This is a genomic window from Massilibacteroides sp., assembly GCF_028705895.1.
Taxonomy (GTDB): domain Bacteria; phylum Bacteroidota; class Bacteroidia; order Bacteroidales; family Tannerellaceae; genus Massilibacteroides.
Genome location: NZ_JAQWCQ010000011.1, coordinates 43,191 through 65,896, shown reverse-complemented (window position 1 = coordinate 65,896; position 22,706 = coordinate 43,191). Strand labels below are relative to the sequence as shown.

General features: G+C 38.4%; 17 protein-coding genes and 1 tRNA gene. 5 read left to right on the top strand and 13 right to left on the bottom strand.

Annotation, left to right across the window (positions count from 1 at the left end):
• Window positions 1–9: 9 nt before the first annotated feature.
• On the bottom strand, window positions 10–1,923 hold the full coding sequence (locus PHT93_RS04600; protein WP_300240050.1) for an AAA family ATPase: 1,914 nt from the start codon (window positions 1,921–1,923) through the stop codon (window positions 10–12).
• On the bottom strand, window positions 1,877–4,669 hold the full coding sequence (locus PHT93_RS04595) for a DNA methyltransferase (protein WP_300240047.1): 2,793 nt from the start codon (window positions 4,667–4,669) through the stop codon (window positions 1,877–1,879). The genes PHT93_RS04600 and PHT93_RS04595 overlap by 47 nt, the downstream gene beginning before the upstream one ends.
• A 380-nt stretch (window positions 4,670–5,049) precedes the next feature.
• Here PHT93_RS04595 and PHT93_RS04590 point away from each other — a divergent pair, with 380 nt between their 5' ends.
• A complete protein-coding gene (locus PHT93_RS04590; protein WP_300240044.1) occupies window positions 5,050–5,274 on the top strand; it encodes a hypothetical protein in 225 nt (74 codons plus the stop codon).
• 47 nt (window positions 5,275–5,321) lie between these two features.
• On the opposite strand, the gene PHT93_RS04585 is transcribed toward PHT93_RS04590, so the two are convergent.
• From PHT93_RS04585 to alaS, 4 genes are all read right to left on the bottom strand, one after another.
• Window positions 5,322–6,221, bottom strand: coding sequence for an IS982 family transposase (locus PHT93_RS04585; protein WP_300240042.1), 900 nt, complete (start codon window positions 6,219–6,221; stop codon window positions 5,322–5,324).
• A 315-nt stretch (window positions 6,222–6,536) separates the two neighbouring features.
• Window positions 6,537–6,611, bottom strand: a tRNA-Pro gene (locus PHT93_RS04580).
• A gap of 34 nt (window positions 6,612–6,645) precedes the next feature.
• Window positions 6,646–7,707, bottom strand: a complete 1,062-nt coding sequence (gene aroB, locus PHT93_RS04575) for a 3-dehydroquinate synthase (RefSeq protein WP_300240039.1) — start codon at window positions 7,705–7,707, stop codon at window positions 6,646–6,648.
• A 13-nt stretch (window positions 7,708–7,720) separates the two neighbouring features.
• Entirely contained in the window at window positions 7,721–10,339 is a 2,619-nt protein-coding gene (gene alaS / locus PHT93_RS04570) for an alanine--tRNA ligase (RefSeq protein WP_300240037.1), read from the bottom strand.
• A gap of 94 nt (window positions 10,340–10,433) precedes the next feature.
• On the opposite strand from alaS, the gene PHT93_RS04565 reads away from it, so the two are divergent.
• The 3 genes from PHT93_RS04565 (at window position 10,434) to PHT93_RS04555 (ending at window position 12,231) form a co-directional block, all read left to right on the top strand.
• Window positions 10,434–11,417, top strand: coding sequence for a M23 family metallopeptidase (locus PHT93_RS04565; protein WP_300240035.1), 984 nt, complete (start codon window positions 10,434–10,436; stop codon window positions 11,415–11,417).
• A 3-nt stretch (window positions 11,418–11,420) separates the two neighbouring features.
• Window positions 11,421–11,777, top strand: a complete 357-nt coding sequence (locus PHT93_RS04560) for a MerR family transcriptional regulator (protein ID WP_300240032.1) — start codon at window positions 11,421–11,423, stop codon at window positions 11,775–11,777.
• Between the two features lie 82 nt (window positions 11,778–11,859).
• Entirely contained in the window at window positions 11,860–12,231 is a 372-nt protein-coding gene (locus tag PHT93_RS04555; RefSeq protein ID WP_300240031.1) for a DUF3127 domain-containing protein, read from the top strand.
• A 78-nt stretch (window positions 12,232–12,309) separates the two neighbouring features.
• Here PHT93_RS04555 and PHT93_RS04550 read toward each other — a convergent pair whose 3' ends face one another.
• From PHT93_RS04550 to PHT93_RS04520, 7 genes are all read right to left on the bottom strand, one after another.
• Entirely contained in the window at window positions 12,310–14,574 is a 2,265-nt protein-coding gene (locus PHT93_RS04550) for a RelA/SpoT family protein (RefSeq protein WP_300240029.1), read from the bottom strand.
• Between the two features lie 172 nt (window positions 14,575–14,746).
• Window positions 14,747–15,196: a DUF937 domain-containing protein gene (locus PHT93_RS04545; protein WP_300240026.1), complete on the bottom strand. Its 450-nt coding sequence runs from the start codon at window positions 15,194–15,196 to the stop codon at window positions 14,747–14,749.
• Between the two features lie 45 nt (window positions 15,197–15,241).
• Window positions 15,242–16,744, bottom strand: coding sequence for a lytic transglycosylase domain-containing protein (locus PHT93_RS04540; RefSeq protein ID WP_300240024.1), 1,503 nt, complete (start codon window positions 16,742–16,744; stop codon window positions 15,242–15,244).
• Between the two features lie 4 nt (window positions 16,745–16,748).
• Window positions 16,749–17,519 (bottom strand): DUF5683 domain-containing protein, encoded by a 771-nt coding sequence (locus PHT93_RS04535; RefSeq protein WP_300240022.1) that lies wholly within the window; start codon window positions 17,517–17,519, stop codon window positions 16,749–16,751.
• 10 nt (window positions 17,520–17,529) lie between these two features.
• Window positions 17,530–18,405, bottom strand: a complete 876-nt coding sequence (locus tag PHT93_RS04530) for a ParB/RepB/Spo0J family partition protein (RefSeq protein WP_300240020.1) — start codon at window positions 18,403–18,405, stop codon at window positions 17,530–17,532.
• A gap of 23 nt (window positions 18,406–18,428) precedes the next feature.
• Window positions 18,429–19,196: an AAA family ATPase gene (locus PHT93_RS04525; protein WP_300240016.1), complete on the bottom strand. Its 768-nt coding sequence runs from the start codon at window positions 19,194–19,196 to the stop codon at window positions 18,429–18,431.
• 204 nt (window positions 19,197–19,400) lie between these two features.
• A complete protein-coding gene (locus PHT93_RS04520) occupies window positions 19,401–20,360 on the bottom strand; it encodes a carboxylesterase family protein (protein WP_300240014.1) in 960 nt (319 codons plus the stop codon).
• Between the two features lie 448 nt (window positions 20,361–20,808).
• Between PHT93_RS04520 and dxs the strand changes: the two genes are divergently transcribed.
• On the top strand, window positions 20,809–22,701 hold the full coding sequence (dxs, locus tag PHT93_RS04515; RefSeq protein WP_300240011.1) for a 1-deoxy-D-xylulose-5-phosphate synthase: 1,893 nt from the start codon (window positions 20,809–20,811) through the stop codon (window positions 22,699–22,701).
• Window positions 22,702–22,706 lie beyond the last annotated feature (5 nt).

Below are 22,706 nucleotides of genomic sequence, written 5' to 3'. Positions count from 1 at the left end.
TACACAATATTAATCGGTTAATAGTTCTTGTGGAAACTTCCTTTGTAAAACAAGTCTTGCTTTTTCATTCTTTCTTAGAAAATCTATCGCTTTATTTCTGAACTCATTACTTTTATAGCCTAACAGATTTTCGATTATTGTATGCAACCCTTTATTGTTATAAAGCTCAACAACCTTCTCATAGTCTTGTTGTTTAATAAGATCATCAATTTCTTTTGATCTTTCAGAATACCATTCTTCGATCATTATCTGGTCTCTAAAATCATTGAAGCTTGAATAGATTTCATCTTTAGAGTTTCCTCCTTTTAAGTGGCTTTCTTTGAAATAAAAATTAATTTTATTTGAAAGAAAATTGGCAACCTGTCTTTCTTTGTCATGAGTTAATTTTTCAATCGTTTTTTGTTTAAGTTTTTGAATAGTTATAGTTTCTGCCTTATAATCAACAAAAGCAGAAATGAAACCTTCTGTGAGGAATAAATTCTCCACCTCTGCAACCTGCAAGCAATAGATATTATCTTCTCTGAGCTTTTTAAATTGCTCTTCTGTTCTGAAATCTCGATCTATTAGCCCATAAGCCTTTGCATTTTTATTAGCTATTTTATTAAATGCCCGTGTGTAAGAAATTACATCCTTACAGCTCCTTACAGCTCTTATGGTATAATCAGGAAACAACAGTTCATATATTGACAAATCAAGACTTCTCTCATTGTTTTCTCCTTCACAAAATAATATTTTTTTTCTACTACCCAGTAATTCCATTAATAAGCTCTCCGGAATATTATTCTCTGGTATAGGTTCAATACTCCAAGAATGATTATATTTAAAATTCTGAATCCAAAACTTTTTAGCATTTCTACTCGACGCAAAATCTAAGTCATGAGTCATATAGATAAAAATGCAGTCTTGACGTTCAAGCTCTAGTTGATTCCAAAGTTTATCCACTATAGCCCTATGTAAATAAAGTTCCGGCTCGTCAACTATAATATACCCATTCAAAGGAGCTTTAATTACTCTGGAAGTTAAATACAATATAACTTTCTCTCCATCACTCATTTGATATGCAGGATAAACTGCATCAGAACCTTTTGTTTTTACTATTAGATTATTCTCATTATCACAAGACAATTCACGATGCTCAATCAAAGAGTTCCATATTTTAATTATTCTATCTAAAGTACAAAACAAATCTTCAGGGTCAGCCTGTTCTTTGTTTTTTATTTTGTCACAATAAGTATTATTCACATTTATACGTTCCGCAATAAGACTTCTCAATATGACATTAAATTCAGCTGAAAATTTTTTCACTTCACTATAAGGGAAGTCATCACTTTTGGTAGTCTTATAGGTTACTTTGTAGTCGTATGTATCTTGTTGATATGAATTGTATTCAGAAATTATGTCTTTATCATTGGGAATACTACTTAGGGTAGGAATTATTAATATTTTCTGCGAAGGAATTACAATACCATTTTTAGACGGTAATTGTTGTTTTAACATCGTTGCTAAAGAAGTTTTACCACTGCCATTTGCGCCGACTACTACAGTGCTAACTCTAGCAAATCCCAATGATTTAAAAAATAAGTAAATATGCCTATCCCAAATTGCTCTATCTAAACTCGTTTGAGATAACTTTTTTTCTATATCAAAAAGCTGTATTTCTCCTTTCTTTAATAACTCAGATAGATCTAATGAACCAATTTTGAATTCTTTAATATTTTCAATTATGAAATCATAAAAAGTCTCGGGTATTACCGAATACTCCACATCTTCCATGATATGATTAAGGTAATCAAGAGTATGGAAGATACTTCTTAGATTTGTATTGTTGGAATTATCGACAAAAAAAGGTGAAGATAAGTTGAATATATCATTTACCTTATTTAATGCCTCCTGCACATTCTTTTTGAATTCTTCCGTTGTCATAATTATAGTTTTTTTTAGTCATTTTCTCGTATAGTCGGAATAAATACTCCAACCGTTCCTCGTCATTAAGAAATGGCATGTCTTGGTAACAACCATCCACTATTAAATCCAATTGATGGTGCGCTTCCCGAAGATCTTCCGGCATTTTATCCGGATCATACAATTCAGCTAAAGTTTTTTCGCAGTGATAGTCACGAACGTCCAAGACTTGGTTTGCAGCATCTTCTATTTGTTGCTTTTTCTCTTTGGATATTTTGGGGAAAGGGAAAGTGTTATAGCATAGAGTCACGGAATATCTTATACTTGTACCTAAATATCCTCCAATTTTCTTTGTCCAAACCATATGCATTTTTGATGTTAGTAGCCCAAAAATCCAAATATCAGAATTATAAATAGCTAAAGCTAGATTTGATATTATAGTATTAGAATCAAGAATACCAATTGGTATATACTCCCTTTTTTCAGAAGACACCGAAGGAATAATTATTGACAAACCGTCCTTGTGCCTTATTTCTCCAAACGTCCACGGTTTATCGGCAAGTTTTCGTGTGGCATTTCTCTTACTTTTTTCTCTTTCAGTTCGGCACAAAAGAATTCTCTTTTTTAATGGTGGACATTTATCTAAATTAATTCTATCAATCTCATCTATCCAGAAGCAAAATCGTCTTTCTCCTCTTATGAATTCTTGTGATCCCAAAAAAGCTTTTATTAAGTTTGAATAAAAGGGATATTCTTGTATAAAGCTATTTTTCTCTAATTCTGACAATAGTAAAAATCCACCATCATTAGGCATACTACCAAAACACATGGTCGGTAATTTACTAATACTTTTATTAGTCTTTCTAACAATTAAATTATCAGCCTCTATTAAATAAGGGCTAATATTGGCAACAACTTTTGAGGAGGTTTCATCAAATATCTTTTTTATAATATTTTTTTCTGCTGCAACACCTATTACGGAAACAGTAACACCAGCATTGTTTTTCGCATTATTAGTCCATTTAAAAGGTCTGTGCATAAAAAAAATCGAACATCCAGCATTAATGATTAAAGGCCAAATAAGTTCCACTTGTTCCCCTTGGCAGATTGAATTTGTAGAAACAAAAGCATAACGAGCAACTATATCTTTTATATATTGAGCGCCTTTATAAAACCAACATGCAATATAATCCAGATTATTAAATCCTTTTACTTCTTTAAATACGAATGCCATATCATCCTTATGAGGCTTTTCTTGAAGTCTCGCTCCAAAATACGGGGGATTCCCCATAACAAAAACCTCTTCTTCCGCTGAATGTGGACAAACCTCATTCCAATTTAACCGGCAAGCATTTCCCTGTCGTATATTAGAGTTTGTTTTTAGAGGTAGCGCATCAATGGTGACACCAAATTTATCGGTAAACAAACGATTCATTTGATGTTCGGCCAACCATAAAGAGAGAATCGCTGTTTCGGAGGCGAAGTCATCTATTTCAATACCATAAAATTGTGATATCTGAATTAGACTAAATACATTATTAAAAGAGGTTTGTTTATCAATAGAAAGGATCAATTCCAGGATCCGGTTTTCTAATTGCCGAAGACTTTTATAAGTAATAATCAAAAAATTACCACTGCCACAAGCCGGATCGAAGAATTTCATTTTGCTCATACGTAATAGCAGTTTTCGACAAGCAGCTATAATTCCCTTTGTTTCTTTTTCAAATTCTTTTTGTGTCCAAGCGCCAATATCAAATTTTCGCTTTTTCTCGTCAAACAATCGCTCAATCTGATAAAATTCTTCGTATAGTTCGTCTAAGAACAGAGGCCCAATGAGCTTCATAATATTCGGCACACTGGTATAATGCAAACCCAAGCCACTGCGTAACTGTGGAGTTACGACCGCCTGAATCATCGAGCCAAAAATATCCGGATTGATATTTTTCCAATTCAGTTTTCCGCAATCTAAAATCAGATTACGAGCTTTCATTCCTAAATGAGGAATTTGTATTTGTTTGCTGAATAAACCTCCGTTTACATAAGGGAATCGATACGCTTTGTTGAGATGAGCAGCCCGTTCCGAATGCTCCATAAGATTAAATATCGTGGATAAATACGCTGTTAAGTCGCTACCATCCGGTTGGGTATATTGGCGGATCGAAGAGGTAAATAAATCTTTTTCAAAAATGCCGGTATCTTCTGCAAAGAAACAAAACAATAGCCGACTCATAAACAGATTCAGATCATGCATGTCGGATTCATTAGAGATTTTATTCTCACGACGTATCTCATCATGCAATTTCGCCATTTTATAAGCCGCTTTTACATCCGCGTCACTTTCTTCTAGTACACGATATTTTCCAACACCCCAAATGGGAGAAAAGAAATTATAATCGGTATAGAGTAAATCTAATCTATTTTCATAAGATTCATCCATAGAAGGATCATAGGCTAGGATGGACACTCCATCACTAACAGCGAGAATGGGCGGTTGATTCTTCTGAACTTTTTCATCTTTCTTTAGAAGCTCCAATTCATCTTTCATTTGATCGGTATCAGCCAAGCGAAAGCCCAGTACCTTCCGTATCAATAAACCATCAAAAGAAGCTACCGTATTTTTTCCATCTTTATAACGTTTAATCAAAGTTTGACTTACGCCTATAGATGATAACAAGATATAAGGTATATCCTGTTTATTAACTGGCTGTATGAAAACTTCCAGATTTTTCCCGATCTGATTATATGTCAATGCTGTCTTTATAGCCATCGTTTTATTGTTTATTCTCAAACATTCTATGTTTAAATACAAATGTAATAAATTTTATGTGGTTAAAATTTGTTTTAGAAAAGTCTAAGCGAGTTGTATGAAAAAAGATATCTTTGTAAAAGAAATAACAGCGAAGCGCCGCGAATAAGAATATAACATTAGCGTTCACATAAACCTCGAAACGAAAAACTGGTAATTTTTAGAGAAACGAGGAGACTGTGCAATGCTCATGCCGTATAGGCGTGGGCTTGCTTTGTTTCGTTTCTCGGGTATACCAGTACCTTCGTTTCGGACTTGGCGAGTACCACGTCTTCTTTTTGTGGTTATATGAACGCTACTTATTACAGGTAGTACTTTATTAATCACAAAATGATAGAACAATGAAAACAAAAAGAATTTTTCCCTTATTGATGTTTATGCTATCCTTTACATTTTCTTCTTGTAGTAAAGACGATGACCCAATAGAGGAAATGACGTTGGGTATTCATAAAATCGTCTTAAATGTAGTTTCAAATGATGTTACCGATATTTCAATCGCAATAGCTTCAAACGCTTTCAATAACAAAGAATTAGCACCAACAAGGCAAAGAATGGGGAGTATTTGAGTCGGTTTTAGATATAGCAATTGTAAATAATCTACCCGTTGGCGGAATTAAATTAGAGCATATTTAATCTGTCCAATGGGCTTATTATTAATTTTGTTGATATATTGAAAGATTGTAAGAGCACTTATCTTAGCAATAATTCTGGCAAACAAACCTTTGGTTCCTTTTGCGTAATTACGGATCAGCATAAACTGATCGTCAAGTTGAGAAAATACAGTTTCTATTCTTTTTCTCGCTTTTGCGAACGGAATAAATAACGGCTTCCATTCTTTCTGATTCAAGCGATAAGGACATTCAAGCTTTATATTTGCCGTTTCAAATAAATCTAATTGGATCTCTTTTCCTATATATCCTCGGTCTCCAAAAATGTTACAATCATGGTATAAGTCTTTAATATCATGCAAATAATTGATATCATGAACGCTGGCTTTTGTTAAGTCATAAGAATGTATTACGCCGTTTAATCCACATAAAGCATGTAGTTTATAGCCATAATAATACGTACATTGAGAGGCACAATAACCAAAGCTTGGGGCTTTGGTGAAATTCTCTTTCCCCATCTTGCATCGTTTTCCACGAGCTATTCTACACACCTCTATTGGTTTAGAATCAACACAGAAGAAGCTCTCTCCACCATCAATAAACTCAGCAATTTGTTTGCGGATAGCTTCACAAAGCGTACTGGTTAGTTTCCTTCTGTCATTAAATTGACGACGAGAGATTAGATTTGGAAATTCCTTTTTATACTCTGAAAGCCTCGAAAAAAGCAGATTTTCACTGTCTATACTCACCGTTTCAGCCGTCAGACTTAGAGCGATCACCTCTAAGTCAGAAAATCGAGATACGACACCACAACGAGGGATATTACCCTGTTCATTCACCAAATTGCCTGCAATTTGTTTGCAGACATGATGAAATTTTGCGAATATTGTATATAAGTTGTGCATAAAATGATTTAATATTAAAAGATTTGAGACCTATAATATAATGAAAATAAATGATATGCACAACTTTTTAAGCATTAATAGTCTGTTTTATTTTAATTCCGCCAACGGGTATATATATATATTCGGAGTACTATTTTACTTTTAAGCCGGAAACTAAAATAGCAGGTATCTTTATTTTACTTTTGATAAGGAGAAATCCGCTGATCCCTAAAACCTATGAATTAACATTAATTAAATCCAAATGTTTTAATAATGCTTCAATAGCCTCAATAAAAAAGGACTTACATTTTACCGTAAGTCCTTAATTATCAGCAGTCGGGGTGAGACGATTCGAACGTCCGACCACACGCCCCCCAGACGCGTACTCTAACCGGGCTGAGCTACACCCCGCTTTATTTGTGAGTGCAAAAGTATCTCTTTTTTATCAGATTCCAAAGCTTTCTCTGTAAAAATCCAGAGCGCATAACACCAGCTGCTTGTCAACTGATTGATTAATTTGCACTTCCCCGATATCGGATAGTAACGTAAAATTAATGATACCTCCTTCATTCTTTTTGTCGTGCGTCATTAGTTCATATAAGGCTTCATAATCATCACAATCATGAACAAATGGAGGATAATTATTTTTTATGTAATAAACGACTTGAGACAATTCTTTCATGGGGAATCCACAAACTTTGTGCGAAAGATAGAGTTCTCCCACAAGACCTGCAGCTACGGCATGCCCATGTAGTAACGCACGGTTCTTTCTGAAAGACAAACTTTCATAAGCGTGCCCTATGGTATGCCCTAAATTCAATGCTTTCCGAATACCTTTTTCTTTAGGGTCTTCTTCTACTATTCGCTCTTTAATGGCCACCGACTGAGCAACTAATCTATCGAGATCATTTAAATTATCGGAAGCCGGATCAAAAGAAAAGACTGCAGAGTAAACTTCCGGGGATGAAATCAAGGCATGTTTAATCATTTCTGCATAGCCCGATAGTATATTAGCGTGATCTAACGTACGAAGAAAGACATTGTAAATAATAACGCAGAGCGGAGGATAAAAAGAACCTATTTCGTTCTTCAATCCATTAAAGTTTATGCCTGTCTTACCTCCTACTGCGGCATCTACGGAAGCCATCAACGTTGTAGGAATATTGATTGTTTGAATACCTCGTTTGAACGTAGCTCCGACGAACCCGCCCATATCTGTTATCATCCCTCCTCCAAGGTTTACCAAGAGGGAATTTCTCGAGGCTCCTCCTTCGCAGAGTTTTACCCAAAGCTTAGTTACTTCATCTATATTTTTATGAATGTCTCCGGCTCCGACAGTAAAAACCGGAGCCTGAGACAAAGAGGGAATATCTTGTAAAACCGGATAACAGTTTTTAAACGTATTTTCATCCGTAAGGATAAATACTTTATCAAACTTCAGGGTATCTAAATAAGTTCTTAATTCGCTTTTTAAATCCTTACAAATAACAATTTTCCGATTTTCCATTAGCTATTATTCATTATTTATTTAATGACTCGATAATCTCGTTAATTGCAATTGTCAATCCGTCAGGGTTCTTACCTCCTGCTGTTGCAAAATGAGGTTGTCCGCCACCACCGCCTTGGATATGCCTTGAAGCATCTTTCACTAATTTTGAGGCATTAGAACCTTCAGCAACCAAGTCATCACTCAACATCACCATCAAAGTGCATTTGGGAGACTCAATAAATCCTCCGACGAAAGCAAACGGTTCATTTATTTCTCCTTTTAACTGAAATGCAATATCTTTCCCCATATCCGCATTGCCTACTCCACAGTATCTTACAATCAAAACACCATTTTTGTTTTCGGCTCTTGCTAATAATTCTTCCTTCAAACGCTTTGTTTTTTCTTTTACAAACAGATCCAGTTTGTTTTTCATTTCCGCGTTTTCTTCAATCGATTTCTTTACTGCCTGAACCACATTCGGCATATTATTCATCAACTGACGCAACTCACTCAGGATATCTTGTAGTGTAAAAGTATATTCTTCCGCCTTTTCTGCTGTAACAGCTTCAATACGTCGCACACCGGCGGCGATAGAACTTTCTCCAACAATGCGCAATGATCCGATCATTCCTGTAGAAGGAATATGTGTTCCTCCGCATAACTCTATTGAATTACCGTATTTTATTACACGTACCTCATCTCCATATTTTTCGCCAAACAAAGCCATTGCGCCCATTTCTTTAGCTTGCTTAATGGGCACAGAGCGGAATTCTTCCATTTTGTAGTTTTCACGAATCTTCTTTCCCACCAGCTTTTCGATCTCACGGATTTCTTCATCAGTCACTTTCTGGTAATGAGAAAAGTCAAAACGCAATGTTTCCGGTGAAACAAACGACCCTTTTTGTTCTACATGAGTACCCAGCACTTCACGAAGAGCTTCATGCAACAAGTGGGTTCCTGTATGGTTGCATTCGCATTGGACACGTTTTTCAACGTTTATTTTTGCTGTAAACGATGCGGTTATATCTTTTGGCAAACGAGCGGTCAAATGTACTGGTAGATTATTCTCACGCTTTGTATCAATGATATCTATTTTTTCATCTCCGTTGATTAACCATCCGATATCACCTACTTGCCCACCCATTTCCGCATAAAAAGGAGTTTTATCTAAAACAAGCTGGTATAATTCCTTATTCTTTTGTTTGATTTTACGATAACGGAGAATTTCGACATCGCATTCAAAATGGTCATAACCAACAAACTGACTATCTCCATTCTTAACAATCATCCAATCTCCGGTTTCGATTGCTGCAGCATTTCTTGCGCGTTCCTTTTGCTTCTGCATTTCAGCATTGAATGCATCAAGATCAACCTCCATCTTATTTTCACGAAGGATAAGTTCCGTCAGATCCAACGGGAAACCATATGTATCATACAAAGTAAAAGCATCCGTGCCATTCAGCACGTTAATTCCTGCAGCAGTAGCCTCCGCTATTTTTTTATCAAGCAGACGAATACCTGTCTCCAACGTACGCAAGAAAGACTCTTCTTCTTCTTTAATAACTTTTTCAATCAATGTCTTTTGGGAGATCAATTCCGGATATGCATCCCCCATTGTTTCAATCAGTACCGGAAGCAACTTATACATGAACGCCTCACGACGATCAAGGAAGGTATAACCATAACGCACCGCCCGACGCAAGATACGACGTATCACATACCCGGCTTTTGCATTTGAAGGCAACTGACCGTCTGTTATGGAAAAGGCTATTGTACGAATGTGATCCGCAATCACACGCATGGCTATATCTTTTTGCTTATCACGTCCATAAGCAAATCCACTCTTTGATGCAATATCCTGAATTATGGGTTGGAATGCGTCCGTGTCATAATTAGACGTTTTTCCTTGTAAAGCCATACATAAACGCTCAAAACCCATTCCGGTATCAATCACCTTTGCAGGCAACGGATCAAGTGAGCCATCTGCTTTTCTATTGTATTGCATGAATACCAGATTCCATATTTCAATCACCTGCGGGTGATCTTTATTCACCATTTCCGCACCGCTCATGGCTGCCCGTTCCTTGTCCGAGCGGAGGTCTATATGTATTTCCGAACAGGGACCACAAGGGCCTGTATCGCCCATCTCCCAGAAATTATCTTTTTTATTTCCGTTCAGGATATGATCCTCAGGAAGAAACTGCTCCCAATATCCGGCAGCTTCGTCATCCCGGCTTAGTCCTTCTTTCGGACTTCCTTCAAATACTGTAGCATATAAGCGATCAGGATCCAGTTTCAGGACATCTACTAAATATTCCCATGCCCAACTTATGGCCTCTTTCTTGAAATAATCTCCAAAAGACCAGTTACCAAGCATTTCAAACATGGTATGATGGTAGGTATCGTGACCTACTTCTTCCAGGTCATTATGTTTTCCGCTAACGCGAAGGCATTTTTGCGAGTCGGCTATGCGAGGGTATTTGATCGGAACATTTCCCAGAATTATATCTTTAAATTGATTCATTCCTGCATTAGTAAACATCAATGTAGGATCGCCTTTTATCACCATCGGGGCTGAAGGCACAATCTGATGCCCCTTAGAAGCGAAAAACGCTTTAAATGATTCGCGGGTTTCTTTTGCTGTCAACATACGTCTGTATAGTCTCGTTAATATTCTGAAAAACAATTTGCAAAAGTACGCCATTTTATTATTTTTGCCAGTGTTTAAACAATAAAATATTATAATGAAGCTGTTTAAAACCCGGAAGACGTACTATTTATATAATCCCAATACGCTTAGTTACGAACGGGTATATCCTTCGGCCAAAGACCGTTTCTTTACCATTCTTCGTCACTTAAGCACCGGTATTGCATTTGGGGTAGCCACTTTCTTTGTCATGATGTATCTGATCGACTCTCCCAAAGAAGCTTTATTAAATAAAGAAAACAAATTACTCCAAACCCAATATGAAATTTTGTCTCTTCGCCTGAATGACGCATTAGAAGTACTTAGCGACATTCAGCAACGTGACGAAAATTTATACCGTTCAATCTTCCAGGCAGAATCAATCCCTGAATCCATCCGGAAATCAGGATTTGGCGGTACAAACCGGTATGAACATCTGATGAACCTTCCAAACTCTGAATTAGTAGTTGCCACAACACAGAAAATGGATATTCTACGAAAACAACTATATGTACAGTCTAATTCTTTAGAAGAACTTATTAACATCGGTAAAAGCCAGGAAGAGAGACTTAGTTGCATTCCGGCCATACAGCCTATTTCAAATAAAGATTTAAGGAGAACTGCATCCGGCTATGGAATGCGTATTGATCCGATATATAGAACAAGGCGCTTTCATGCAGGAATGGACTTTTCCGCAAAAATAGGGACTGATATATATGCAACAGGCAATGGTGTAGTCACATTCTCCGGATGGAAACAAGGATATGGTAATTGTCTTATCATCGATCATGGATTTGGCTTCCAAACGTTGTATGGACATATGCAGAAGTTTAAAGCACGGGTAGGACAAAAAGTCAAAAGAGGAGAAGTTATCGGTTATGTTGGCAATACCGGGAAATCAACCGGTCCTCACCTGCACTACGAAGTTATTGTGCGGGGGAAAAATGACAATCCTTCCAAATATTACTTCATGGACTTAACTCCGGAAGAATACGACAGGATGATACAGATTGCAGAAAATCATGGACAGGTAATGGACTGATGTATGGAAGATAAAGACAAAAACAATAAAAAGCTCTATTATTCGATCAGTGAAGTGGCGGCCATGTTCAACCTGAACGAATCGACTTTACGTTTCTGGGAAAAGGAATTTAATATTATCCGTCCGCGAAAAACAGGTAAAGGGACAAGATTTTATAAAACAGAGGACATTGAAGCAATCAGGCTGGTATATTTTCTCGTTAAGGAACGAGGAATGACTCTTGCAGGAGCACGCCAGAAGTTAAAAGACAACAAAGAAACAACCGTAAAACAAGAAGAAATCGTAAATCGCCTGAAACAAATTAAGGCAGAATTACTTTCTATCCGTGATGCTTTCGACTCGATTGAGAGTGAGTCGTAGGAATTAAGCCAAAACGAACAAGAAACAATTAGCGACTTACGACAGAAAAGCGTAAATTCGCGTCCAATATAAAAACAGAAACATGGAAATTACAGGAAAAATCATTGCGGTTCTTCCCGAACAAGGAGGAACAAGCAAAAATGGGAATGAGTGGAAAAAGCAAGAATATGTATTGGAGACTTACGATCAATATCCTAAAAAAGTTTGCTTTCAGATATTTGGGGCAGATCGTATCGCTCAGGCGGATATAAAACTTGGAGAAGATGTAAATGTCTTTTTCGACATCGACAGCAGAGAATATCAGGGACGTTGGTATACGAATATCAGTGCGTGGAAAGTAGATCGTGTAGCTATGCAAAATACGGCAGCAGCGCCGGCTTCTCCATTAGATAATCCCACACCGGCAGCTCCGGATTTCGGTCCGGCTAATCCGGTAGATGATCTTCCTTTTTAATGATTATATCAAAGATGTATCAGCAAGATAGAATCCCGGATCAAGTCCGGGATTTTTTTTTTAAACAAACGGCATAGATCACTCGGCAACGCGACCAACGGACTTAATGTTCTTGATCTTAGATAGGCGCACACACATCTTCTGAATATCTTCGACATCATGCACTTTCATTTTTATCTTACCTTCAAACATGCCATCTTTTGCTTCTATGAGCAATCGTTGTATGTTTACATTAAAATCTTCCGATATAATTTTTGCGATAGTACTCAAAACACCCAGAGAGTCGATTCCTTTAACTTCAAGTGTTGCTTCGAAAGATGCGGTTTTATGGCTACTCCATTCCGTTGATAAAATTCTTTCTCCGAAACTACTTTTCAAACGCATTGCAATCGGACACGAACGTTTGTGCACCACCACATTCCCGTCGTCATTTATAAAGCCAAGCGCATCATCACCCGGAATAGGTTTACAACAATCCGCGATCACATAGTTTCGATTGAGTGCTTCTTCCCGGAGAACGTAAGGTCTTTTTTTATCGTAATGAGGCATCTCTTTCGCTTCATCCTCTACAGGCGGCAAATCAACCAATGGCCCCTTCCCCACTCCTAATGCTTGTTTCAAGTATTTAAAGAAGCGATTATCCGTTTTCTCTTTTAATATTTTCTTTATACTCTCAGACAGTACAGTTTCTCCTTTTTCCACCGAATAGAAAAAATCTTCTCTCTTAGGAAATCCGTAGTAAAGGGACAGTTTATCAAAATCGTTTGTATTCGGCTCTATATCTGCATTTTTAAACAACTCAACGACCTTTTGTTCTCCTTCTCGAGCAGCTTCACGACGAGATCGCTTTAATGCATAATCCACCTTAGCTCTTGCTTTTGCCGTCGTCACAAAGTTCAACCATTCCGGCTGAGGTTCTTGGGATCTGGAGGTTAAAATTTCTACCTGATCACCACTTGCTAACGGATGGCTCAATGGAACAAGCCGATGATTTACCTTTGCTCCGATACATTTATTACCGATATTGGTATGCAAAGCATAAGCAAAGTCCAATGCCGTTGCTCCCTGAGGAAGTGTTTTTATATCTCCTTTAGGAGTAAAGACAAAGATTTCGGCACTAAATAGATTCAGTTTTATTGTGTCTAAGAAGTCTAATGCGTTCGGATTCGGATTTTCAAGAATTTCGGTAATCGTATGCAACCATTTATCCAATTCCGTATCTTCTTCTATATTATGTTCTTTATATTTCCAATGAGCAGCAAATCCTTTTTCGGCAATATCATCCATTCGACGACTACGGATCTGAATTTCCACCCATTGGCCGTCAGGTCCCATCACAGTCAGGTGAAGCGCTTGATAACCATTTGCTTTCGGGCGGCTCACCCAATCCCGGATTCGATCCGGCCGTATCCGGTATATATCGGTAATCGCAGAATAAATTTCCCAGCACTGCGTTTTCTCATCTACACCTTGTTGCGCTTCAAAAATAACCCGGACAGCGTATAAATCATATATCTCGTCAAAGGAAATCCCTTTTGTCTGCATTTTACTCCAAATAGAATAAGCAGATTTCACACGGGCACGCATTTCATATTTCAGCCCCATGCTTTGTAACTTCCGGTCAACAGGTATAGCGAAACGTTCAAACAAGGCATTCCGATTAGCCTCTGTAGCTTCTAAACGCTCTTGTATATACGCATATTCTTGTGGATGTTCGTACTTAAAACTAAGATCTTCTAATTCTGTTTTAATAGAAAAAAGCCCCAGACGATGAGCCATAGGAGCATATAAATACAGCGTTTCGCCGGCTATTTTAAACTGTTTGGCGGGAAGAAGAGAACCGAGTGTCCGCATATTATGAAGTCGATCGGCAATTTTGATCAGGATTACGCGGATATCATCACTCATCGTCAGCAATAATTTCCTGAAATTCTCCGCTTGAGCTGAAGCCTGTTCTCCAAAAATCCCTCCGGAAATTTTGGTTAGGCCGTCCACAATCTGCGCAATCTTCGGGCCGAACATATTGTTAATGTCTTCAACCGTATATTCAGTATCCTCTACCACATCGTGCAATAACGCCGAACAAATCGATGTAGATCCGAGTCCCATTTCTTTACAAACGATACGGGCAACGGCCAAGGGATGTAAAATATAAGGTTCACCCGAACGACGTTTCACACCGGCATGTGCTTGATTCGCAAACTCAAACGCTTTCGTTATCAATTCCACCTTTCGCCTGTGGTTCGAGTTCAGATAATCCTGAAGAAGCGCATCAAACTCAGCGCGAATAAGTTTTTCATCAGGAGACATCTCTTCAAGCCCTGTCTTATTGTCATCACTCATAATCGACCTCTTTCTTTGTTACTGTATTAATATACAAATATATAAATTCGTGTGATTATTCCATCAAAATCGTTTCTGTATCTACGTTCTGTAATAAAAAAACCGTTGTCCGACTTACACGCAGACAACGGATCTTAAGACGAACCCGTAAGGGAAACATATTTCCCTTGATTTATTTACCGAACAAACCTCCTAAAAGACCACTTGCCTTGTCTAAAAGACTTCCTCCGGAACTTTCACCTCCTGCAAGTGAAGAGATAACTGAAGCTATATCCAATCCACCATCAGATGCAGTCTTTTTCGTTAACGCTTCAATAATTGTAGGCAAAAAAGCCTGTACCGTACTTGCCAACGAACTGCTCAAGCCTAATTTAGGCGCGATATTCTGCACGAAGAAAGATTGGATCATCTGGGTAACCGGACTGCTTGAAGCCGCTGTTTTCCCGCTGAAAAGAGAGGTGATATTTTCCAGTCCGTTTGTTTCACCTGCCGACTGCTTCAGGCCTCCAAGAATAGCATCACTGATTCCACCTAAGACACTACTCTCTTTTTCTTTCGGGAGCTCCACCTGACCTTTGATTGATTCTGCAACCTGGGTCTTAATTAAATCTAAAAAGTCCATAATTTACGTTGTTAAATGTGTCAAAATAATATTACAAAACAGGTTCTACAGAACCGGTATTTTTAGTATTTGTCCGGGGCGCAATCTGGTACTCGTCAAATCATTTGTCTTCTGAATCAGAGCGATGGTCACACCTGGATATTTCTTTGAAATCGAATAAAGTGAATCTCCGGATTGCACAGTATAAGAGAAGAAATCATCTCCTTCTTTGATAACACTTGCAACCGTTTTTTTGTTTTTATCAGATACCGACTGATTTGATTTTGATGCGAATGCGATACCTCCGTTATCGACATATAAGACCAGTTTTTTTCCGGATGCAACCCTGTTACTGCTTAGTTTATTCCATTTCCGGATATCTTTGGCTGTCACTCCGTATTTATTCCCGATAACATGCAAATTTTCGCCTCGTTGCGCTATATGAATAATTCGTTCACGCGAGGATTTCGTTTCAGCTATATTTATTCGCTCTTCCAACAACGAATCTGCCCCGTGTACATAAATGGTATCCTCTTTATCAACAAAAGCATAAGTGTAAGCTGCAGGCAGTTTCAGAACACAAGGCTCCGTATTTCCAGGAATAATATCTCGCTTATATTGTGGATTTAACGCTCTGAGATGTTCTATATTTATAGAGAGCATATCTGACACCTGATCGAAACGGAGTGCTTTATTTACCATGATTGTATCTGTTGCCAACGGGAGAGTTGTCTCTACAGGACAAATATTATGGTCGCAATGATAGTTCATAATGTAATTCGCGGCTATAAATAAAGGAACATAAGAACGGGTTTCTTTGGGCAAATACGGATAGATATCCCAGAAATCTGTTTTCCCCGAACGTCGCATAGCTTTATTTACATTACCGGGTCCGCAATTATACGCTGCCATAACTAAGCTCCAATCGTGATATATTTCATACATATCCTGAAAATAACGACATGCTGCATGAGTTGATTTTACAGGATCAAGGCGTTCATCAACCAAACTGTTTATCGTCAAGCCATATATCTTACCGGTAGGCAACATAAATTGCCATAACCCCGATGCTCCCACCCGAGATAAAGCTTTCGGGTTTAAAGCACTCTCCACGACTGCAAGATATTTTAATTCAAGCGGCAGATCGTATTCATCAAGCACCTGTTCTATGATCGGAAAATAATAATCCGCCATTCCCAGCATATAACGCACTAAACCTCTGCGTCTCTCAGCGTACAGGTCAATACATTTACGTACAACATTATTATATGTCATAGGCAATAGACGGGGAAGTCTGTCCAAACGTTCTTTAATTATAGAATCAGGAAAATACACATTCTTTTCATCATCCTGACAATAGCCAACAGACGAAGTAAAATACCCTACATGCCAGGAATGAAGCAAACTGTCGATATTAGCATCTAAACTTTCCGGGATATAACCAACTTCTTCTATCAACTCTTCCTGAGAGAGGACAGAATAATGTTCTTCTTCCGTTATTTCTTCCTGAGATAAAACCAGATTTACACTAAAGAACAAACAAGTTATAATCAAAAGCTGTTTTATCATTGATTCAGAATTTTATACTGCAATTAATTCCATAAACATGGGGAGTCTGACTGTTTCCCGGAGAAACCACCGGTTCTACACGCATTGATAAATCCGGAGAGATATCAAAATCAAACAAATGAGCATCAACATAAGCATCCAAAATTCCTAACACATATACACCAACTCCAATAAAGATACTCATGTCCCTATACCTTCGAAAATAATCTTTTTTACGTTTCAACTGACTCTGAAAAGTAGCATCCTGCGCTTTTTCCAACATGGCGTCATCGTCATCCCAGTCGATTGTTCCCTGCACAAAATGCTTCCACAAATCTTTATATTCAAGAGGATCCTGTTGCACTGTAGCCCAATACGCATTAGAATAATCCGAATAATTCTTATTATTCCAGGTTACAGCATACAAACACCCCATCAAACCTCCATACAATATCGGAAGTTTCCAATATTTCCGGTTATATATCTGCCCCAGACCCGGAACAAGAGCCGAAAGAAGCAAAGCCTTATTCGGGTTCGGTTTAAAAGGCTCAATCACAATCACCTCCTCAGGCGCAGGAAGAGCTATTGAATCAGCCGATCGCAACACCGCCTGCGTTAATGAATCAACGGTCTCAGAAACAGCCACAAGAGTATCTCTCACTTCAACATGAACTGTATCTCCCGCCTGTATATGTTCCTCAACAGAAATAACCTCCTGCGATACCCCCTTAAAGACAAAACAGACAGAACAGACGAGGCAGACTATTATTTTATTTATAAAAACACTGTTATTCACTTTTAATAGCTTATCGTTTCAGTTTGTCCAACAAACCGACCAGTTCCTCCAATTCTTCTTCGGAACCAAAAGGAATAGTTATCTTCCCTTTTCCTTTATCATTATAAGTTAACTGCACCTTCGTTTTAAAGAAAGACGACAAATGATCTTTCAGTAAATTATACTCTTCCGGCAACAGAGCCTTTGTTGTTTTCTTAGTCTTCTTTGAATCAACAGAAGTATTCCTTACAGAATCTTCTACATTTCTTACCGACAACCCTTCTTTCAGAATGCGCTCATACAGCTTCAGTTGTTCTTTCGGATTCTCAACCGGAACTAACGCGCGAGCATGCCCCATATCTATCTTCTTATCTTTCAGCCCCATCTGTATCTCAGCAGGCAATTTAAGTAAGCGTAAATAGTTAGCGATAGTAGCCCGTTTCTTTCCCACCCGTTCACTTAATCGTTCCTGAGTAAGGCCGTATGTATCAATCAACTTCTGATAAGCCAATGCAATTTCTATTGAATTAAGATCTTCACGCTGAATATTCTCAATCAAGGCCATTTCCACCACATTCTCGTCGTCTGCAGTCTTTATATAAGCCGGGATTTGCGTTAACCCGGCTTTCAGAGACGCACGATAACGTCTTTCCCCGGAAATAATCATATATTTATCCGGAGCAAGTTCCCGAAGCGTAATCGGCTGTATCACCCCTAACGCACGTATCGAGGTTGCAAGTTCTTCCAAAGCATCTTCTTCAAAGACCGAACGGGGCTGTTCTGGATTAGGTTGAATTTTGCTCAACTCTATTTCACTGATAGAAGAAGAACCGCCCGTTTTCAAGTCGTCCATCGTTATCAGCGCATCTAATCCGCGGCCAAGCGGCGATCTTTTAGGTCCTGCCATATTATTATAATCTTTTGATTTACTTATTTTTTATTCTTCTCTATCAACTCGTGTGCCAATTGAATATGATTGAGCGCTCCCTTTGATTCCGCATCATACAACAAAGCCGGTTTACCATAACTCGATGCTTCACTAAGCTTAATATTACGCTGGATAACCGTATTGAACACCAAATCCCTAAAAGGCTTTTTCACTTCTTCATAAATCTGATTAGCTAATCGAAGACGTGAATCATACATTGTCATCAGAAAACCTTCAATCTCTAAAAAAGGATTCAGACGAGACTTTATTATCTTAATCGTATTCAACAATTTGCTGATTCCTTCCAAAGCGAAATATTCGCATTGTACAGGAATAATAACAGAATCGGCAGCAGTCAAAGCATTCACTGTTATCAGCCCAAGGGAAGGCGAACAATCGATCAATATATAATCATACCGCGTTTTCAAAGGTGTAAGCACCTGTCTGAGTAACTGTTCGCGATTCTCAAGATTCAACATTTCGATTTCTGCACCAACCAGATCAATATGAGAAGGAATGATATCCAGCTTATCCACTTCAGTAGAAACAATGGCTTCCTCCGCAGGATTTCCATTGATCAGACATTCATAAATAGATAGTTTAACATTCCGTATATCCACACTCAAACCGGACGATGCATTCGCCTGAGGGTCAGCATCTACAATCAGAACTTTCTTATCGAGCACAGCTAACGATGCGCCCAGATTTATAGTCGTTGTGGTTTTACCCACCCCTCCTTTTTGATTTGCTAAAGCTATTATTTTCCCCATTACACAAAGCTTTAAATGTTTCGGTCGCAAAACTATACTAAAAAACGAGAATCAATCAAACCACATGCCACCAAATAAGCTAACTGTTGAAAAGTCAACAGAATTGTTGATAACATGCAAATATAAACAGAATAAGCATATTCCGCCAATTCTTTATTTTTTATTCACATTATCAGGGGAATCCCAAAAGCACTAAAGACCTCTTTACTTCCCATAATTCATTTGAATATAATCTTCCAGACTAAAGTCAGTTTTTACGACATCTTTTCCTATCTTTTTTACCATCGTATGAATTTGCAGGCCTTCTTTTGCGACAACTTCTCTTTGGATAAAATTAGTTATCAGTTCTAATTGGTTCTGCATCGGGGTGTCTGCTAATTCATGGGCAGCATATTCTTCATCATAGAATTGGTACGGTATGGCTAATTCTTCAAGTTGTTTTACAATATATTTACTTCCATAAAAGCCGGCACCTTCTAATTCGACAGCGTCATAGGGAACATTCTTGTCGGCATTACCATGAAACAGCAACATAGGTGCAGGCGGTTCTTTCCACTTTAAAGGAGACTCCGTTGTAAAAACAGCGCCTGCAAATGAGACTACTCCGGCATATCGAAAATCGGATGGCAAAATGGTAGCAAGCGGATGTCTATTAATCAGGAAGTACTCTCCTTGCAATACGGTTATGGCGCCGGCACTTGAGCCGCTAATAATTATAGCAGTCGTGTCTATGCCGAATTCATCCGCTTGTTTCAGGATAAATGATGTGGCGTTGAACAAATCTTCAGTTGCCACATTAATGGTCTGCACTAACAGCTTAGCAAATTCCTCCTTATTAGATAAAGAAATTGTACTGAAATCAAATCCATGAAGGTATTTTCTGTAATCAATAGAAACAACGATGTTTCCCCGCTCCGTCAACTCATGAAAATAACTCGTATATCTTTCGCTGTCGCGCTCCCCATTTACAAATCCTCCACCAAACAGAAAGATTACACAAGGCTTTAATGGCTGAGCTGGCCGGCCTGTAAGATCATATTTATCAAGTTTAAGTTCAATACCATCTTTCACGGCATAGGTATAAGTATCTTTTGTTATTTGTCTTTGCGCCCATGAGTAAGTACTAAGAAATAGGGCAAGAAGTATAAAAATGTATTTTTTCATATCATCGTTCTTTTCGATCTTCAAACTTACATAAAAACAATCACTGTTTTTCGTATAAGTCAATGTTTATACTCATAAGAACATGTCTTTTTTACGATAACCGTCAGAAAGTTTTTCCACAGTTGTCGTAAAACTTTTCTATATCTGTGATAAAGTTTTTCTACAGTTGTGGAAAAAGAAAAAAAACGCGTCTCTATTCTGTTGTCCTTACAGGGCGCAAAGAAACTTTTCTCTACTACCCAATGCGCTGCATTGGCTAAATTAGTTAAGGCTTTCAGCCTATTTTCTAAAGCAATCTCCTTGACTTCAAAAACGTTGTAATCCTTTGGAGTAAAGGCAGCTGCTTATATATTGAGCTGTAAGACAGGAGTCTTTCGCAAAACGGGAACAATATGAGGTATTATATGGCGTTTATTCTTTAACTTTGTCGCATTAAAACAGAATTAGCATGGCGGAGTCTATTTACGGAGAATTATTAAGCAAAATTAACTCGCCGGAAGATCTGAGGAAATTACCTCAGGAAGAATTGATAAAAGTATGCGCGGATATACGTCAGTATATCATTGATGTCCTTTCAGTTAATCCTGGACATTTAGGCGCCAGCCTTGGGACGGTTGAGCTTACGGTGGCTCTTCATTATGTATTCAACACACCTTTCGACAGGATTGTGTGGGACGTAGGACATCAGGCTTACGGGCATAAAATTCTTACGGGTAGGAAAGAGGTTTTCCAAACGCTCAGGAAGTTTGGAGGGATAAGCGGTTTTCCTAATCCGAACGAAAGTGAGTATGATGCTTTTATTGCCGGTCATGCTTCGACCTCTATATCGGCTGCATTAGGGATGTCTGTTGCTTCTAATCTGAAGCAGGAGGAAGATCGCCATGTCGTAGCAGTAATAGGAGATGGGTCTATGACGGGCGGATTGGCGTTCGAAGGGTTGAATAATGCGGCGTCAGACCCGAACAATTTACTGATCATATTAAATGATAATAATATGGCCATCGACAATAATGTGGGTGCCATCAATCAATATTTAGTAGATATCACGACCAGTTATGCGTATAACAAAATGCGCTATGATGTCTATAAAGGCTTAAAGAAGATGAATCTCATTTCGGAAAAAAGAAGAGGTAGCATTCTTCGTTTTAACAATAGCCTGAAAGCGTTAATTACTCAACAACATAATTTCTTCGAGGGGTTTAGCATCCGCTATTTCGGGCCAGTAAACGGGCATGATGTAAATTATTTAGTAAAAATACTGAATGACATCAAAGATATGCAGGGACCCAAATTACTGCATATTAAAACGAAAAAGGGGAAAGGCTTCGAGCCGGCCGAGAAATCAGCAATCGAATGGCATGCCCCGGGTAAATTCAATAAAGAAACCGGGAAACGTATTATTCCGGACAATCTGAATCAACCCCAATTGTATCAGGAAGTATTCGGTCACACCTTAGTGGAACTGGCAGAACAAGATAAACGCGTTGTGGGAGTAACACCGGCAATGCCTACGGGCTGTTCGATGTGCTACCTGATGAAGGCCTTCCCGGAGCGGGCATTTGACGTTGGTATAGCCGAAGCACATGCTGTCACGTTCTCTGCAGGAATGGCAAAAGAGGGACTAATCCCCTTCTGTAATATCTATTCTTCTTTTATGCAACGTGCATACGATCAGGTAATACATGATGTTGCCATACAAAAGCTTCATATTATCATGTGCCTTGACCGTGGCGGGTTAGTGGGAGAAGATGGAGCGACCCACCACGGTGTGTTTGATTTGGCTTATCTTCGTCCGATTCCGAATCTGGTCATTGCCTCTCCTTTTAACGAATGGGAGCTACGTAATCTGATGTATTCTGCATATAAAGGAAATGATCCGTTCGTGATCCGTTATCCAAGAGGGAAAGGCGAAAAGACTGATTGGCACAACACCCCGGAAATGCGTCCTGTGGGCAAAGGGCGAAAACTACGGGATGGAAAAGATATCGCTATTCTGTCTATCGGGCCAATCGGGAATGATGTTGTAAAAGCGATTGAGCAACTTAACGGAGAAGCGGGTTCAATTGCACATTACGATATGATTTACCTCAAACCGTTAGATGAAGAATTGCTTCATGAGGTGGGTGAGAATTTTTCGAAAGTAATTACGGTTGAAAACGGTGTTCGTAAAGGAGGTTTTGGTAGTGCTGTGATCGAGTTTATGGCAGACAATGAATATACACCTCGTATAAAACGGATTGGGGTTCCGGATGAATTTATTGAACAAGGTTCTGTTCCGGAACTACTTCGTCTCTGTGAAATGGATGTAGAAGGAATAATCAAGGTTATTCGTTCATTTTAAAAAGA